The organism is Streptomyces sp. CA-249302 (assembly GCF_050936785.1).
Taxonomy (GTDB): domain Bacteria; phylum Actinomycetota; class Actinomycetes; order Streptomycetales; family Streptomycetaceae; genus Streptomyces.
In genome coordinates this window covers 1506514-1522821 of sequence record NZ_JBNJMG010000001.1, presented here as the reverse complement: position 1 = coordinate 1522821, position 16308 = coordinate 1506514, and the positions used below count along the sequence as shown (strand labels likewise).

The 16308-nt window shown below is 72.1% G+C and carries 15 protein-coding genes; 4 read left to right on the top strand and 11 right to left on the bottom strand.

The features are described from left to right. Positions 1-723: an ABC transporter permease gene (locus ACQEWB_RS06870; RefSeq protein ID WP_432828101.1), complete on the top strand. Its 723-nt coding sequence runs from the start codon at positions 1-3 to the stop codon at positions 721-723. A 27-nt stretch (positions 724-750) separates the two neighbouring features. On the opposite strand, the gene mug is transcribed toward ACQEWB_RS06870, so the two are convergent. From mug to ACQEWB_RS06825, 9 genes are all read right to left on the bottom strand, one after another. Beyond that, the gene (mug, locus tag ACQEWB_RS06865) at positions 751-1299 is read right to left on the bottom strand and encodes a G/U mismatch-specific DNA glycosylase (RefSeq protein WP_432843669.1); all 549 of its coding nucleotides are present in this window, start codon (positions 1297-1299) and stop codon (positions 751-753) included. After that, complete coding sequence (purB, locus tag ACQEWB_RS06860) at positions 1296-2738, bottom strand: adenylosuccinate lyase (RefSeq protein WP_432828099.1); 1443 nt, start codon at positions 2736-2738, stop codon at positions 1296-1298. The genes mug and purB overlap by 4 nt, the downstream gene beginning before the upstream one ends. A gap of 263 nt (positions 2739-3001) precedes the next feature. After that, positions 3002-3787, bottom strand: a complete 786-nt coding sequence (locus ACQEWB_RS06855) for an SGNH/GDSL hydrolase family protein (RefSeq protein ID WP_432828097.1) — start codon at positions 3785-3787, stop codon at positions 3002-3004. A 77-nt stretch (positions 3788-3864) separates the two neighbouring features. After that, entirely contained in the window at positions 3865-4878 is a 1014-nt protein-coding gene (locus ACQEWB_RS06850) for a hemolysin family protein (protein WP_432828095.1), read from the bottom strand. Continuing rightward, positions 4875-6284: a hemolysin family protein gene (locus ACQEWB_RS06845; protein ID WP_432828093.1), complete on the bottom strand. Its 1410-nt coding sequence runs from the start codon at positions 6282-6284 to the stop codon at positions 4875-4877. Before ACQEWB_RS06845 ends, ACQEWB_RS06850 begins: the two co-directional genes overlap by 4 nt. A 167-nt stretch (positions 6285-6451) precedes the next feature. Beyond that, on the bottom strand, positions 6452-6877 hold the full coding sequence (locus tag ACQEWB_RS06840) for a GNAT family N-acetyltransferase (protein WP_432828091.1): 426 nt from the start codon (positions 6875-6877) through the stop codon (positions 6452-6454). 60 nt (positions 6878-6937) lie between these two features. After that, positions 6938-7828: an LLM class F420-dependent oxidoreductase gene (locus tag ACQEWB_RS06835; RefSeq protein ID WP_432828089.1), complete on the bottom strand. Its 891-nt coding sequence runs from the start codon at positions 7826-7828 to the stop codon at positions 6938-6940. Between the two features lie 46 nt (positions 7829-7874). Beyond that, positions 7875-10442: an ABC transporter permease gene (locus ACQEWB_RS06830; protein WP_432828087.1), complete on the bottom strand. Its 2568-nt coding sequence runs from the start codon at positions 10440-10442 to the stop codon at positions 7875-7877. 4 nt (positions 10443-10446) lie between these two features. Then, positions 10447-11283, bottom strand: coding sequence for an ABC transporter ATP-binding protein (locus tag ACQEWB_RS06825; RefSeq protein WP_432828085.1), 837 nt, complete (start codon positions 11281-11283; stop codon positions 10447-10449). A gap of 240 nt (positions 11284-11523) precedes the next feature. Between ACQEWB_RS06825 and ACQEWB_RS06820 the strand changes: the two genes are divergently transcribed. After that, the gene (locus ACQEWB_RS06820) at positions 11524-11751 is read left to right on the top strand and encodes an antitoxin (RefSeq protein ID WP_432828083.1); all 228 of its coding nucleotides are present in this window, start codon (positions 11524-11526) and stop codon (positions 11749-11751) included. Positions 11752-11755: 4 nt separating this feature from the next. Then, on the top strand, positions 11756-12130 hold the full coding sequence (locus ACQEWB_RS06815) for a fic family toxin-antitoxin system, toxin component (protein WP_432828081.1): 375 nt from the start codon (positions 11756-11758) through the stop codon (positions 12128-12130). Here the strand turns inward: ACQEWB_RS06815 and ACQEWB_RS06810 are convergent, their stop codons facing one another. Both ACQEWB_RS06810 and ACQEWB_RS06805 read right to left on the bottom strand, forming a co-directional pair. Then, positions 12131-12832, bottom strand: a complete 702-nt coding sequence (locus ACQEWB_RS06810; protein ID WP_432828079.1) for a class I SAM-dependent methyltransferase — start codon at positions 12830-12832, stop codon at positions 12131-12133. 72 nt (positions 12833-12904) lie between these two features. Continuing rightward, positions 12905-13591, bottom strand: coding sequence for an esterase/lipase family protein (locus ACQEWB_RS06805; RefSeq protein ID WP_432828077.1), 687 nt, complete (start codon positions 13589-13591; stop codon positions 12905-12907). A gap of 118 nt (positions 13592-13709) precedes the next feature. On the opposite strand from ACQEWB_RS06805, the gene ACQEWB_RS06800 reads away from it, so the two are divergent. Further along, on the top strand, positions 13710-16304 hold the full coding sequence (locus ACQEWB_RS06800) for a LuxR C-terminal-related transcriptional regulator (RefSeq protein ID WP_432843667.1): 2595 nt from the start codon (positions 13710-13712) through the stop codon (positions 16302-16304). Positions 16305-16308 lie beyond the last annotated feature (4 nt).

Below are 16308 nucleotides of genomic sequence, written 5' to 3'. Positions count from 1 at the left end.
ATGGAATTCACGCCCGTACTCCACTCGGAGTTGCTCAAGATTCGCTCGCTCCGGTCGCTCGTCGGCGAGTTGTGCGCGGTGCCGGTCGCCGTCGCGCTGTTCTCCGCGCTCGCCGGCCTCGACGGCGGCGATCCCGACTTCGACCCGCTGTTCTCGGTGTTCTTCGGCGTCGGCTTCGGGCAGATCGCGGCGATCGCCTTCGGCACGAGCGCGGTGTCGGCGGGGTTCCGGGGCGGTGCGCTGCGCGCCACGTTGATCGCCGTGCCGCGCCGCGGGCGGTGGTTCGCGGCCAAGGCGGTCGCGATCGCCGTTCCCGTACTGGTGGTCGGGCTGGTGACGGGTGGTGTGGGACTGGCCGTGGGCACAGCTGTGCTCGGCACGAAGGCGGACGGACTGACGGTCGGGGAGGAGTTGCGCGGGGTCGTCGGCTGCGCGCTCTATCTGACGCTGATGGCTCTGCTGGCGGCGGGCCTCACGGCGGTGCTGCGCAGTGGCGTTGCGACCCTGAGCATCCTCATCCCGTTCCTGCTCGTCGTCTCGTTCGTCATCGGGGACATGTCCGGTTCGGTGGCGGACGTCCTGCCGGACCGGGCGGGGCAGGTGGTGCTCCATCGCACCTGGGACGGCCTGCTCGGGCCGTGGAGCGGGCTCGCGGTGACAGCGCTGTGGGCGGGGGCCGCGCTGCTCGCGGGGGCGTGGAGCGTACGGCGCCGAGACGCCTGACCCCGGACTCCGGCCGGCCATCAGCCTTTAGGCGCCCTCCGCCGCCACCCGCAACCGCCCGAACTCCTCCGCCATCGTCGCCGCCGTCCAATGCGCGTTCAGCCCGCTCGGGTTGGGCAGCACCCACACCCGCGTCTCGCCGAACATCCGCTCCTGCGGCCCGACTTGAGCCTTGCGGTCGTCGAAGGCCGCCCGGTACGCGGTCACCCCGACCACCGCCAGCCATCGCGGACGTAGTCGCGTCACCTTCTCCGCGAGCAGGCGGCCACCCTCGTGGTACTCCTCCGCGCTCAGCTCGTCGGCCCGCGCAGTCGCCCGGGCCACGACGTTCGTGATGCCGAGCCCGTGGGACAGCAACTCCCCTTGTTCCGCCGGCTTGAACAGCCTCGGAGTGAACCCGGAGAGGTGCAGCACCGGCCAGAAGCGGTTGCCGGGGCGGGCGAAGTGGTGGCCCGTCGCCGCCGTCATGAGGCCGGGGTTGATGCCGCAGAAGAGGACGGAGAGGCCGTCCGCGACCACGTCCGGGACGAGGCGGTCGCGGGCGGCCTCCAGTTCCGCCTGGGTGAAGCGGGTCAGAGGATCGCCCCCGGCGTGTAGCCCGCGGCCTCCGGGTGCTGCTTGAGGATCTCCTCGATACGGCCGACGACCGCGGCGACCTGGTCGGCCGCGGCGCCGGTGAAGGAGAGCTTGTCGGCCATCAGCGCGTCCAGCGCGGCGCGGTCGAGCGGGATGCGCTCGTCGGCGGCCAGCTTGTCGAGGAGCTCGTTGCGCTCGGCGCCCTGCTCGCGCATCGCCAGCGCGGAGGCGACCGCGTTCTCCTTGATCGCCTCGTGCGCGACCTCACGGCCGACGCCCGCGCGCACGGCGCCCATCAGCACCTTGGTGGTGGCGAGGAAGGGCAGGTACCGGTCCAGTTCACGCGCGACGACCGCAGGGAAGGCGCCGAACTCGTCCAGCACCGTCAGGAACGTCTCCAACAGGCCGTCCAGCGCGAAGAACGCGTCCGGGAGGGCCACCCGGCGCACGACCGAGCAGGACACGTCGCCCTCGTTCCACTGGTCGCCCGCCAGCTCGCCGGTCATCGAGGCGTAGCCGCGCAGGATCACCATGAGGCCGTTGACGCGCTCGCAGGACCGCGTGTTCATCTTGTGCGGCATCGCGGAGGAGCCGACCTGGCCGGGCTTGAAGCCCTCGGTGACCAGCTCGTGCCCTGCCATCAGCCGGATCGTCTTGGCGAGCGAGGAAGGGGCGGCGGCCAGCTGTACGAGCGCGGTGACCACCTCGTAGTCCAGCGAGCGCGGGTAGACCTGGCCGACCGAGGTGAAGGCCTGCGAGAAGCCCAGGTGCCGCGCGATCCGCTGCTCCAGGTCGGCCAGCTTCGCCGCGTCGCCGCCCAGCAGGTCGAGCATGTCCTGCGCGGTGCCGACCGGGCCCTTGATGCCGCGCAGCGGGTAGCGGCCGAGGAGCTCCTCGACGCGGCCGTACGCCACGAGCAGCTCGTCGGCGGCGGTCGCGAAGCGCTTGCCGAGGGTGGTGGCCTGCGCGGCCACGTTGTGGGAGCGGCCGGCCATGACCAGCTCGCCGTGCTCACCGGCCAGCTTGCCGAGGCGGGCCAGGACAGCCACCGTGCGGTTCCGCATCAGCTCCAGGGAGAGGCGGATCTGCAGCTGCTCGACGTTCTCGGTGAGGTCGCGGGAGGTCATGCCCTTGTGCACGTGCTCGTGCCCGGCGAGGTCGTTGAACTCCTCGATGCGTGCCTTCACGTCGTGCCGCGTGACCTTCTCGCGCTCGGCGATGGAGGCCAGGTCGACGGTGTCGAGGACGCGCTCGTAGTCGGCGATCGCCGCGTCCGGCACCTCGATCCCGAGGTCCTTCTGCGCCCGCAGCACGGCGAGCCAGAGCTGCCGCTCCAGCTTCACCTTCTGCTCGGGCGACCAGAGCGTGGCGAGCTCGGCGGAGGCGTAGCGTCCGGCGAGGACGTTCGGGATGCGGGGCTTGGCGGGAGCGGAAGTCACGTAGACGGATTGTACTGGCGATTCGTGCAGGCCAGCGCCACGGTTGCCTTCGGCGGAACCTACGAGAGCTGCGTCACGCCTGGCCGGGAGGGTTCTCGCCCCCGCCGCCCCTACCCGTCCCATCACCAGGGGCTTCGCCCCTTCGACCCCACCAGGGGGCTCCGCCCCCTGGACCCCCGTCGGCCCGAAGGGCCTCGTCCTCAAACGCCGGACGGGCTGGAAGACCAACGCCGGACGGGCTGAAAAGACCGGCGCTGGACGGGCTAGGAATGCTCCTCGTACGGCAGCAGTTCCGGTCGTTTCGCCGGCAGGCCGTCGCCCGAGGAGCGGCCCGTGAGGCGGCGGCCTATCCAGGGGAGCAGGTGTTGGCGGGCGAAGCGGGCGTCGGCGGCCCGGCGGGCGCGCCAGCCGGGCGGCGGTGTGGCCGGCATCGGGGTGCGCCATTCCGCGTCCTCGGCCTTGTGGCCCAGCGTCTGCCAGACCGCCTCGGCGACCCGGCGGTGCCCCTCGGGCGTCAGGTGCAGCCGGTCCACGTCCCACAGGCGCGGGTCGGAGAGCGACGGGGCCCCGTACAGGTCGACGACCAGCGCGCCGTGCCGTTCGGCGAGCTCGTCGACCACGACGAACAGCTCCTCCATACGCGGTCGGAACCGCTCCAGGACCGGGCCCTGGCGGCCGGGGCTGCGCATCAGGACCAGCTGCTTGCAGGCGGGCGCCAGCCGTTCCACGGCCTCGGTCAGCAGGTCCCGTACCCGGACCATGTCGCACTTGGGGCGCAGCGTGTCGTTCAGCCCGCCGACGAGGGTGATGACGTCGGCGCCCATCGCGGCCGCCACGTCCACCTGCTCGTCGACGATCTGCCCGATCAGCTTGCCGCGCACGGCGAGGTTGGCGTACCGGAAGCCGGGGGTGGCGGCGGCCATCCGCCCGGCGAGCAGGTCGGCCCAGCCCCGGTAGGAGCCGTCGGGCAACAGGTCCGACATGCCCTCGGTGAAGGAGTCGCCGACCGCGACCAGGCTGCTGTACGGGGGAGTGGGATTCGTCTGCATGGCGTCAGCGATGGTATCCCGACTCCATACCCGTCGGTCGGTCGGTCTCCGTCAGCCCCGGCCCTGCTTCGAGAACGTCACACCGGCTGGCCGAACAGCTCCCGCAGTACGTCCTCCATCGTCACCATCCCCTCCAGCCGCCCGTCGTCGCCGAGCACGGCGGCCAGGTGCGTACGGCTGCCCCGCATCGCCGTCAGCACGTCGTCCAGGGGCGTCGCGGCCCGCACGCGCGCGATGGGCCGCATGTCCTGCACCCGGAACGGCTCGTCCCGCGGCGAGGCGTCCAGCGCGTCCTTCACATGCAGATAGCCCACGTTCCGGCGGCCCTCGTCGACCACGGGGAAGCGGGAGAAGCCGGACCGGGCCGAGAGCTGCTCCAGCTCCTCCGGCGTGACGCCCACGCGCGCGTAGACGACGCGTTCGAGCGGGAGCACGACGTCACGGACCGGGCGTCGGCCCAGTTCCAGCGCGTCGTGCAGCCGCTCCCGGGCGCGGTCGTCGATCAGTCCCGCCTCGCCCGAGTCCCGCACGATCCGGGCCAGTTCCGCGTCCGAGAAGGTGGCCGCGACCTCGTCCTTGGTCTCCACCCGCAGCAGTTTCAGCAGCGCGTTCGCGAAGGCGTTGATCGTGAAGATCACCGGACGCAGCGCCCGGGAGAGGGTGACGAGCGGCGGGCCGAGCAGCAGGGCGCTGCGTACCGGCTCCGCGAGCGCGATGTTCTTCGGCACCATCTCGCCGAGCAGCATGTGCAGATACGTCGCCAGGGACAGCGCGATCACGAAGGACACCGCGTGTCCCGCGCTCTTGGGCACGCCCACGGCGTGGAACACCGGCTCCAGGAGGTGCGCGATCGCCGGTTCCGCGACCACACCCAGGACCAGCGTGCACAGCGTGATGCCGAGCTGCGCGGCCGCCAGCAGCGCGGACACGTGCTCGAGACCCCACAGCACGCTCTTCGCCCGCCGGTCGCCCTCCTCGGCGTAAGGCTCGATCTGCGAACGGCGTACGGAGATCAACGCGAACTCGGCGCCCACGAAGAAGGCGTTGACGACCAAGGTCGTGAAACCGATCAGCAGCTGTACGGCGGTCATCGGGCCTCCCCCCGCTCGTCCTTCACGTCGGCCTTCCCCTGCCCGTCCCTCACGTCGGCCTCCCCCTGCTTGTCCCTCACGTAGGCCGCGCCGTCCTCGTCGTAGAGGGGAGCGTGCATCAGCACACGCGCGGCCCGGCGCCCGGACGCGTCCACCACGTCGAGCCGCCACCCGGCGACCTCGACGGTGTCGCCCACCGCCGGGATCCGCCCCAGCTCCGTCGCGACGAGACCGGCCAGCGTCTCGTACGGCCCCTCGGGCGCCCGCAGACCCACGCGGGCGAGCTGGTCGACCCGCGCCGAGCCGTCCGCCGAGTACAGGGCGCGTCCCTCGTCGTCGCTGCCGGCGGGCGCCAGGTCCGGTGTCTCGTGCGGGTCGTGTTCGTCCCGCACCTCGCCGACGACCTCCTCGACGATGTCCTCAAGGGTCGCCACGCCCGCGGTGCCGCCGTACTCGTCGATCACGACGGCCATGGTGCGCTTGCCGGAGAGCCGGTCCAGGAGGCGGTCGACGGTCAGCGACTCCGGTACCAGGAGCGGCTCGCGCATGATCTCGGAGACGGGCACGCGCGTGCGGCGCTCGGCGGGTATCGCCAGCGCGTCCTTGATGTGCGCGGTGCCCACGACCGAGTCGAGGCCGCCGCGGTGCACCGGGAAGCGGGACAGCCCGGTCGCCCGGGTCGCGTTCGCCACGTCCTCGCAGGTCGCCTGCGCGTCGAGGGCGATGACCTGGACACGCGGGGTCATCACGTTCTCCGCGGTGAGATCGGCGAGGTTCAGGGTCCGTACGAACAGCTCGGCGGTGTCCGCCTCCAGGGCGCCCTCCTTCGCGGAGTGCCGGGCCAGCGCGGCCAGTTCCTTGGGGCCGCGGGCAGAGGCGAGCTCCTCGGCGGGCTCCAGGCCGAAGCGGCGTACGACGTGGTTCGCGGTGTTGTTGAGGTGGGTGATGAAGGGGCGGAAGGCCGCGCTGAACCAGCGCTGCGCGTTGCCGACCGTCTTGGCCACGGGCAGCGGCGAGGAGATCGCCCAGTTCTTGGGCACCAGCTCGCCCACGACCATCAGGAAGACCGTGGACAGCGCGGTGCCGAGCACCAGCGCCAGGGAGCTCGCCGCCGAGGACGAGATGCCGAGCGATTCCAGCGGGCCGGCGATCAGCTTCGCGATCGACGGCTCGGAGAGCATGCCGACGACCAGGTTGGTGACGGTGATCCCGAGCTGCGCCCCGGACAGCTGGAAGGTCAGATTCCGTACGGCCTTCAGGGCCCCCGAGGCACCCCGCTCGCCGCGCTCCACGGCCCGCTCCAGCTGGCCCCGGTCGACCGTGGTCAGCGAGAACTCGGCCGCGACGAAGGCGCCACAGGCGAGCGAGAGCAGGATCGCCACCAGTAGGAGGAGCACTTCGGTCATCGGGTCACCTCCGTCCCATGATCGGGCAGGGGCGGAAGGAACGCGCGATGTCGTGTGCTGCGCGCACTACTGGGAGGCTCGTCCATGGGTGGACGCTCACACCTTTCATTGGAGGACCGAAGCGGCCATCCAATGGTAAAGGATCGGCAAAGGTGGTCGGTCCGTGGTCAGTCGGAGAGCGGCTTCACCCAGCGCCGCCACTGCTCCTCGGGCGCGTACCCGGCGGCACGCCACGCATGGTGGGCGGTCTCGTTCCGGGTCAGCACCATGGCGTCCCCGCGGCGCCCCCCGAGCCGTACGAACCGCTCCTCGGCTGCGGCCAGGAGCGCCGAGCCGATGCCCTGCCGGCGCCGCTCCGGGTGTACCGCCAGCCGGTACAGATGGCAGCGCCAGCCGTCGAAGCCCGCGATCACCGTGCCGACCAGCTCGCCGCCCCGCTCGGCCAGGATCAGCGCCTCGGGATCACGGCCGACCAGCCGCTCCACCCCGCTGCGGTCGTCGCTGATGCTGGTGCCCTCGGCGGACGTCTTCCAGAAGGCCAGCACGGTGTCGAGGTCGGCGGGGGTGGCGGCTCGTATACGCAGATCAGTCATACGAAGATCCCAGCACGTACGTCTGTGCCGGACCCGGAATTCCAGCATCCGGACGTCGGCTCAGCGGCCCGCCAGCTCCGCGACGACCGGCGCGAACGCCTCCAGGTACGGCTCCAGGACCGTGAGATACGAGAAGCCGTACCGCTCACGCCGGTCCAGCACCTGGGCGACGATCTCGTCCACGGTGCCGACCAGCAGGATCGGCAGCTCCAGCGCCTGCTCCACGGTCGCGCCGGGCACCCGCTCGACGAGGGGGCGGACCGCCGCCGCACGGTCGTCCGTCACGACCACCATCTGGAGGAGCAGGTTCAGTTCGGCCGGTTCCTTGCGGCCCTCGGCCAGCCGCAGGTAGCGCGCCACGCTCTGCTCCAACTCCCCGGCCGGGACGGGCAGCAGTTGTCCCGTCGTGCTTCCCGGCACGAGGCGCGCGCCGGTGAAGGCGGCGATGTCGGCGTGTTCCGCGGTGAGTCGCAGCATCCGGTCGCCGTTGCCCCCGATCACCAGCGGCACCCGGGGCTGCTGCACCGGCTGCGGCTGGTGATCGGGTGAGCCGAGCAGCCGGTCCAACTCCTCGATGGTGCGCTCCAGATGGTCCACGCGTTCGCCAGGAGAGCCGAACGGCAGCCGGGCCGCCTCGTGTTCGGCCCCCACGTACCCGGTGCCGAGCCCGAGTTCGAGACGCCCGCCGGTCAGGGCGTCCGCCGTCGCCACCTCGCGGGCGAGCAGAGTCGGGTTCCAGAAGCCCGCGTTGAGCACGAAGGTGCCCAGCCGTGGCCGCTCGGTCACCGCCGCGGCGGCGACCAGGGCCGGGAACGGTGCGGGCATGCCCAGATGGTCGGGGGCCAGGATGACGTCGTAACCGAGTTCCTCGGCCCGGCGGCACTTGGCGCGCCACTCCTCGGCGGGCGCCGCGGTGAGCAGGCTGACCCCGAAACGAAAGGGGCGTGGCATGAACTCTCCTCACTGACAAGCGACTTGAGTACCTGCCGTCATCCCATCACTCGTGCGCGATGGCCGCCAGCACATTCATGCGGGATGCACGCAACGCGGGCAGCAGGGCCGCCACGATGCCCACCACCGCCGAGCCGATCACCACCGCGACGATCGTGCTCCACGGCACCGCGAGCGCCTTCATCCCCTGGAGGGCCAGGACCTGTTGGGTGCACACGCCCCAGACCAGACCGAGGGCGAGCCCGAGGACCGCGCCGAAGACCGCGATCACCACCGACTCGAGCCGGATCATCCGGCGCAGCTGGCGCCGGGCGAGTCCGATGGCCCGCAGCAGCCCGATCTCGCGGGTGCGCTCGACGACCGACAGGGCAAGGGTGTTGACCACGCCGAGCACCGCGATGATGATCGCCAGCCCGAGCAGCGCGTACACGAGGTAGAGCAGTACGGCGATCTGGTCGTGCACGAGCTTCTTGTAGTCGGCCTGGTCCCGGGCCTGGACCTGTGGGTACGGCTTGAGCGTCCGCTCCAGGTTCCTGCGGAGCTGGTCGGCGCCGGTGCCGGAGGACTTGTCGACGTAGAGCGCGGAGTCCTGGCCGCCGGGCACGTACTTCTCGACCGTCGCGATCCCGAAGAACAGCCCGCCCTGCATGCCGAAGCCCTCGGACTGGTCCTGGTCGGTGAGGGCGCCGACCTTCAGGGTGGTCTTCCGTCCGGCCGGGAACTCGACCGGGATCGTGCTGCCGAGCCGGACGCCGTGGTCCTTCGCGAAGTCGACGTCCATGCCGATGCTGCCGGCCGCCAGCGCCGCGGCCGTGTCGCCGGACGCGTACGTCACGTGTGCGACGTCGTCGACCCCGTCGTCGTAACCCGAGGCCGTCGTCTCGATGCGCCTGCCGTCCGGGAGTGTCACCGCGACCGGTGCGAACCGCTGGCGTACGACGAGGCCGACGCCCTCGCTGCCGCGGACCTTGTCGGTGACCTCGTTCGAGAACGGCACGAAGTTGTTGTTCTGGATCACGAAGTCGGCGCCCAGCGTCTTGTCGATCTGCTGGTCGAAGGACTTCGACATCGAGGCGCTGGCCACGGACATGCCGCCGACCAGGGCGAGGCCGACCATCAGGGCGGCCGCGGTGGCGCCGGTACGGCGTGGATTGCGCAGTGCGTTGCGCTGGCTCATGCGGCCGATCGAGCCGAACAGCGCGGGGAAGGCCCCGCCGAGAACCCGGATCACCGGGCGGACCAGGAGCGGGCCCGCGATCACGGTCGCGATCAGCGTCAGGACCACGCCCAGGCCGAGCAGGGAAGCCGAGGACGAGGTCTTCGAGGAGGTGGCACAGCCGGCGAGTGCCGCCGCGCCGAGCAGCCCCACCACCGACCCGACGATCGCCCGTACCTTCAACGGCCGTCCCACACCGGCGATTTCGGCGTCCGCGAGCGCGGCCATCGGTGAGACCGTCGCCGCACGGCGGGCCGGCAGATACGCCGCCACGAAGGTGACGCCGACGCCGACGACGTACGCGGCCACGGGTGTTCCCCAACCGACCACCATCTCGGCGGTCTTGAGGTTCATCCCGAACACGCCCATGAGCTTGATCAGGCCGGCCGCCAGTCCGATGCCGGCCGCGAGGCCCAACGTCGAGCCGACCAGGCCGAGCAGCACCGCCTCGGTGAGCACGGACCGGCGTACCTGCCGCCGGTCGGCGCCCAGGGCACGGAGCAGGCCCAGCTCGCGGGTGCGCTGGGCGATCAGCATGGAGAAGGTGTTGACGATCAGGAAGATCCCGACCAGGACCGCGATTCCGGCGAAGCCCAGCATCACGTACTTGATGACGTCGAGGAATCCGCCGAGGTCCTCGGCGGCCGACTTGGCGTGCTCGTCGGCGGTCTTGACGTCGTAGGCGGAGGTGCCGACCACGGCCGCGACCCGCTGCTTGAGGACGGGGTCGGTCACGCCCTTGGCCGCGTCCACCGAGATGCCCGTGGCCTTGTCCGGCGCGCCGAGCAGCTGGGCCGCGGCGGTCTTCGGGTCGAGGAAGACCAGGGCGGCGCCCGGGTTGGTGGTGGTGAAGGTGGCGATGCCGACGATCCGGACCTTGAAGGTGCCCGGCTCGGCGAACACGGTCAGGGTGTCGCCGATCCGCACGTGCTTCTTGTCGGCGGTGTCGGCGTCCAGCAGCGCCTCGCTCCCGCTCTCCGGGGCGTGGCCCGAGGTCAGCTTCACGGGGCTGCGGGCGGTCAGGAACCAGTCGGAGGCGATGGTGGGGGCGCCGGTGGTCGGGCCCACGTTCTTGTTCTTGCTGTCGACGACCGTGATGTTCTCGACGCTGACGTCCGCGTGTGCCGCGGCGACCCCGTCGACCTTCGCCACCCGGTCCGCGAGCGAGGCGGGCAGGGTCTCGGCCGCGCCCGTCGGCACCTGGGACTTGAGGTCCTGCTTCGGCTCCACCGTCACATCGGCGGAGGTGGAGGCGAACAGCCGGTCGAAGGTGCGGGTGACGGTGTCGGAGAAGATCAGGCTGCCCGCGACGAAGGCCACCGACAGGATGATGGCGAGGGCGGAGAGCAGCAGCCGTCCCTTGTGGGCGAGGAAGCTCCGGAGCGTGGCCTTCAGCACCGGCTCACTCCTGTCCGTCCGGGCCATCGAACTGGCTGCGGATCACGTCGACCCCGGGGGTCTGGGGGGCACCCCCGGAAAAGAGGCGCATGCGCTCCAGCACCGCCTCCGCCGTCGGGCGCTCCATCTCGTCCACGATCCTCCCGTCGCCCAGGAAGAGCACCAGGTCGGAGTGGGCGGCGGCGCCGGGATCGTGGGTGACCATCACGACCGTCTGTCCCAGCTGGTCAACGGCCTCCCGCAGGAAGCCGAGCACCTCGAGACCGGCCCGCGAGTCCAGGTTGCCGGTCGGCTCGTCCGCGAAGATCAGCTCGGGCCGGGAGGCCAGCGCCCGCGCACAGGCCACGCGCTGCTGCTGCCCGCCGGACAGCTGGGACGGCCGGTGCTTGAGCCGGTCTCGCAGCCCCAGCGTGTCGATGACCTGGTCCAGCCACTTCTCGTCCGGCTTCTTGCCCGCGATGTCCATGGGCAGGGTGATGTTCTCGGCCGCATTCAGCGTCGGGATCAGGTTGAACGACTGGAACATGAACCCGACCCGGTCCCGCCGCAGCCGGGTCAGCTCGCGGTCCTTCAGCCCCGTGATCTCGGTGTCGCCGAGCCAGACCTGGCCCGCGGAGACCGAGTCGAGGCCGGCCAGGCAGTGCATCAGCGTGGACTTGCCGGAGCCCGAGGGCCCCATCACCGCGGTGAAGCGCCCGCGCGCGATGTCCACGTCCACCGAGTCGAGGGCGAGCACGGCCGTCTCGCCCGAGCCGTACGCCTTGGTCAGACCGCGGGCGCGGGCCGCGATCCCGTCGGCCGAAGCATGGCCCGGGGCGTGCTCCGCAGCTGGTGTGGACAAGGCTGCCTCCTCGCTCACAGGGACGTACGACTCCCTCGTCCCGGCGAGCCTAATGTGATGCGGCCCACACCCGGAATCCCCCCTGAGTGCAGGGCGGTCTCCACCCCAGGTCGGGCCCCTGATACCCGTGTAAGGGGCACGCTCCACCCGGGGGAGTGCGGGGGGAAGCGCCGGGGAGTGACGGGAAGCACCAGCAAGGCCCTCTTGCGGGTGCTAGCGTCCCAGCGCTAGCTTCTAGGTATGGCTAAGACTCAGCTGAACGTGCGAGTGGACGAGGGCACGGCCCGCGCCGCCCGCGAACGCGCCCTGGCCCGCGGCATGAGCGTCAACCGCTACATCGAGGAACTGGTCAGACAGGACACCGGCGAGGTCGGCCACACCTTCGTGGAGGCCGCGGCCGACTTCATGAAGCAGTACGAGGCCGTTTTCGCCGACGAGTTCGGCAGTGAGCACGAAGGTCGCCGCTGATCCCTTGAGCAACCTCAGAATCGACCTTGCCTGGCTGCTCATGCTCGCCGAACAGAACACCCCGGGGGACCCCCAGGTCACCGACTGGGGCGCCCTCGTCGCGGCCGTCGCACGCCACGAGGCGGAGATCTTCGACGTCCCCGTCTACGACAGTCCGCACGCGCGTGCCGCCTCGCTGCTCCAACTCCTGATCCACGTACCGGCGTTGGAGCGTTCCAATGCCCTGTTCGCCTCGGCCGTCGCCTACGCCTACCTCGTCGCGAGTGGCCTGAAGGTGGCCACCTCGCCGGTGCAGGTCCGCGAGCTGGCCCGGATGGTCAAGAGCGGTGAGGCGACCGTGCACGACATCGCCGCGGAACTGCGCAGCTGGACGGTGTGATCACGCCCCGGCGGCCGGATCGGTGACCCCCGGCCGCCATGCCGTGCCCAGCACGCAGTACGAGGTGGGCAGGGCCGGACCCTTCTCCGGCATCAACAGCCGCCGGTAGGGGCCGAGTTCGAACCCGGCCGCGCGCAGGGCGGCGATCGGGTCCCGGCCCACGTGACAGCCGCCGTTCAGCGGCGGCCACACCGTGCGGTCCAGGGCGTCCTGGGTGAAGTGCATGACCCGCCCGCCGCCCCGGCCGTGCTCGAAGAACCGCACGACACCGCCCGGCCGCAGCACCCGCCGTACCTCCGCGAGCGCCCGGGGCACGTCCCGCACGCTGCACAGCACCAGGGAGACCACCGCCGCGTCGAAGGCCTCGCTCTTGACCGGCAGCGCCTCGGCGGCGCCGGGTGCGACATCGACCGGGACCTCGGAGCGCAGGGCGTTCTCCACGGCCAACTGCCGCAGCGTGCGCTCCGGTTCGATCGCCACGACCTCCGAGACCGTGCTCGGATAGTGCGCGAAGTTCAGTCCGTTGCCCGCGCCGACCTCGATCACCCGCCCGGACAGTCCGGCCAGCAGCCGGTCGCGGATCCCGCCCATCCCCATCCGGGTCTCGGCGGACACGCTGATCCGGGCGTAGTAGCGCGCGAACAGCGGATGGTGCACGGGATCCCGCGCCACCTTGGCGGCGCCGGGGGACCGTAGCGGCATGCGGACCTCCTCGACGGGACGGGCCTTGCCACGATTGTCCCCCGTACGGGCCCCGCGCACCCTTTCCGCAGGTCAGGCGATGAAGTCCCGGACCTGCCCGTAGACGCCGTAGTCGTTGTTCATGTCGGTGTGCGAGATGCAGCCGACCTCGACGTTGGTCGCGCCGCTGAGGATGGCCGTGGTGTCCGGGGTGAGCGCGTCGTCGCAGTTGGACCAGTAGCTGGCGTACGAGACGCTGCCCGGGGTCTCGTCACCGGAGTTGAGGGACGTCAGGAAGGAGCTGCCGGTGTACATCTCCGCACAGGAGGTGTACAGCCACGCGCACCAGGACGCGGTGGTCGTCCCGTGGTTGACGCCGGCGGCCGAGACGTAGTCGTCGACGTACGAGGTCCCGCCGAGGTTCTTCAGGTAGTAGCGGGCGCTCAGCGCGCCCATCGAGTGGGTGACCAGGTCGACCTTCGAGGCGCCGGTCGCCTTGAGGACCCGCTGGACCTCGGTGGCCAGTTGCTGGGCGGTGGTCACGTTCGACTGCGACCAGCTGTACGACCAGGCGTCCAGCTCGGACGAGCTGTAGCCGTCCGCCTTGAAGTCGGCGATCCAGTCGTCCCAGCTGCTGGAATCGCTGCTCAGACCGTGGACGAAGACGATCGGGTTGTGGGTCGCCGCCTGGGCGGGGGCGGCGGACAGTGAGAGGGACAGAAGGAGCGATGCGACCACGGCCGAGGAAACCGTGGCGATACGACGCGTATGGCGTTGCATGGTGCCTCCTGACACGGGTGGGGTCGCCAGGAGTGTCGGCGCGGGTCTACGCGCGGCGCATCGGCGAAATCGCCGGTCTTTACGGTTCAATTAACTCGCCAGTAACATCACTTGTGTGGTGACTCCGGTGAACCCCCCACGTATCGACCGCACTTCGCCACCGCAGCGCACGGCGCCGCTTCCCGAGGGCGTCCGCGTACGGGTCCTGCACGCCGTCTACGGTGATCCGCGCGCCGCCGCCGAGCTCGTACCGCTGCTCACCGAGCGCCAGTCGGCCGGCCTCGACCCCCTGCCGACCGAACCCGCCGAACTGGCACCGGCGTTGCTGCGCGCGCGCCGCGCCGAGATCCGGGCGCTCCCGGACGACACCCGCCTCCTGCTGCTCCTCGCCGCCGCCGACCAGTACCCGGTCGCCACCCACGCCTTCCTGCGCGCCGTCACGGCCGTCCGCCTGGACACGCGTCCGCTGGAGTCCGCCGAATCCGCCGGTATCGCGCATGCCGGGCCCGGCGGGGTCGTGTTCCGCGACGCCTGGACGCGGATCGCCGCGTACGAGAGCGGGTCCTCGGCCGACCGACGCGACGTCCACCGGCTGCTGGCGCGGGTGTTGAGCGGCGAGGGCGAGAACCCGCGCCGCTCCTGGCATCGGGGCGCGGGCGCGCTGGGCCCCAGCGGCCGGCTCGCGGCGGAACTGCGCACGGCGGCGGACCAAGCCCGCACCTCCGGCCAACTCACCCTGTCCCGGGCCCTGTTGGAGCGTGCCGCCACCCTCTGCCCCGACCCGCCCACCCAGTCCCGCCTCCTCACCCGCGCCGCCACCGACGCCTGGCACGCGGGCGACGCCGACCGGGCCCGCCGGCTGGCGGCGAGCTCGTCGACCGACGACGACGCGCTGAACGGGCTGTTCGCTCTACGCGCGGGGAACGCGACGGAGGCGTTCGACGCGTTGCTGGCGCGGGCGCAGAGCGGCGGCGATGGCAGTGGGAACGGTTCTTCAGGGGTTGGCGGGGTGGCCGGGCCGGCGGGGGTTGGCGGGGTGGCTGGATCCGCTGGGGTCGGCGGGGCGGCTGGGTTCACAGGAGTCGGCGGGGCGGTCAGCTCCGCAGGCGCAGGCGCAGGCGCAGGCGCGGGAGCAGGCGCGGGCACGGGCGCGGGAGCAGGCGCGGGCACGGGAGCAGGCGCAGGCCGGGCGGCTGGCTCCCCAGCCGTGGTCGGGGCGGCCGGCTCCGCAGGAGTTGACGTGGCGGCCGGCTCCACACCGGTCGGCGGGGCGGCCGGCTCCACACCGGTCGGCGGGGCGGCCGGCTCCACACCGGTCGGCGGGGCGGCCGGCTCCACACCGGTCGGCGGGGCGGCCGGCTCCGCAGCGGTCGGCGGGGTGGTCGGCTCCGCGGGCCTGGGTGGGCCGGTCGACTCCGCCCATTTGCTCGCCCGGGCCACCGAAGCCGCCATCTACACCGGTGACCTGCGGCGCGCCCGCGAAGCGGCCAGGGTCGCCGGGCGGCTCGGGGTCGTGCCGCCCGGGGCGCTGGGCGGGCTCGCGGCCGCCGTCGACGGGCGTTACGAGCATGCGCGGGAGCTGCTGGTGGAGGCGGCCGGGCGGTGCGATCCGGGGGAGGATCCCACCCTCCTCGTGCACGCCGGGATCGCCGCGTTGATGCTGGGCGACCACACCCGCGCCAGCACCGCCACGGTCCGGGCGGCCGCCTCGGCGAGGGCGCGCGGGGCGACCGCCACCGTCGTACAGGCCCTGGAGTTCCACGCCTACGCCGACTTCTGGACCGGGCGCCCGCACGCCGGTGCGGCCACCGCCACCGACGCGCTGAGACAGGCGCACGCCACCGGGCAGGACAACGGCGCCTGCCATCTGCAGGCCGCCCTCGCCATGTTCGCGGCGGTCACCGGCGACGAGGCCGGCTGCCGCGACCGGGCGGCGACCGTACGGTCGTACGCCCTCGCCCGCGGTCTCGGTCTGCCCGCCGCGCTCGCCCAGTGGGCGCTCGCCTTCCTCGACCTCTCGGCGGGCCGCTTCGCCGCCGCCGCGGCCCGGCTGCGCGCCCTCGCTGGGTTCGGCCCCGGCCACGGCCACCGGGCCATCCGCCACCTGGCCACCCCGCACTACGTCGAGGCCGCGGTCCGCACCGGCGACACCCGCGTCGCCCGGGCCGCGCACGCCGACTACCACAGGTGGGCCACCGCCGTCCGCAGCCCCGACGACCTCGCGCTGAGCGCCCGTTGCCGCGCCCTGCTCGCGCCCGGCGCCGAGGCGGTCGAGCACTACCGCGAGGCCCTCGCCCTGCACGCCAACGGCACCCGCGACTTCGAACGGGCCCGCACGGAGCTGCTGTTCGGCAGCGCGCTGCGCCGACTGCGCCACCGCACCGAGGCCCGCGACCGCCTGCACAGCGCGCTGGAGGCCTTCGACTGCTTCGGCGCCCCGCACTGCGCCACCCAGGCCCGGACCGAACTCCGCGCACTGGGCGCCCCGGCCACCCCGACCCGCACCGACGACGTCACCGGCCGCCTCACGGCCCAGCAGCACGTCATCGCCCGCATGGCCGCGGACGGCGCCACCAACCGCGAGATAGCCGCCCGCCTCGCCCTCAGCCCACGCACGATCGACCACCATCTGCGGGGCGTGTTCAGCCGGTTGGGCATCCGGTCGCGGATCGAGCTGGTACGGCTGCTCGGTGAACGCGACGACACCTCATGATGGT

Bases quoted from the DNA above. Each gene is read 5' to 3' on its own strand.
- ACQEWB_RS06870 (WP_432828101.1), top strand. From the start codon at position 1: ATGGAATTCACGCCCGTACTCCACTCGGAGTTGCTCAAGATTCGCTCG.
- ACQEWB_RS06855 (WP_432828097.1), bottom strand. From the start codon at position 3,787: ATGCAGACGAATCCCACTCCCCCGTACAGCAGCCTGGTCGCGGTCGGC.
- ACQEWB_RS06850 (WP_432828095.1), bottom strand. From the start codon at position 4,878: ATGACCGCCGTACAGCTGCTGATCGGTTTCACGACCTTGGTCGTCAAC.
- ACQEWB_RS06845 (WP_432828093.1), bottom strand. From the start codon at position 6,284: ATGACCGAAGTGCTCCTCCTACTGGTGGCGATCCTGCTCTCGCTCGCC.
- ACQEWB_RS06840 (WP_432828091.1), bottom strand. From the start codon at position 6,877: ATGACTGATCTGCGTATACGAGCCGCCACCCCCGCCGACCTCGACACC.
- ACQEWB_RS06835 (WP_432828089.1), bottom strand. From the start codon at position 7,828: ATGCCACGCCCCTTTCGTTTCGGGGTCAGCCTGCTCACCGCGGCGCCC.
- ACQEWB_RS06820 (WP_432828083.1), top strand. From the start codon at position 11,524: ATGGCTAAGACTCAGCTGAACGTGCGAGTGGACGAGGGCACGGCCCGC.
- ACQEWB_RS06810 (WP_432828079.1), bottom strand. From the start codon at position 12,832: ATGCCGCTACGGTCCCCCGGCGCCGCCAAGGTGGCGCGGGATCCCGTG.
- ACQEWB_RS06805 (WP_432828077.1), bottom strand. From the start codon at position 13,591: ATGCAACGCCATACGCGTCGTATCGCCACGGTTTCCTCGGCCGTGGTC.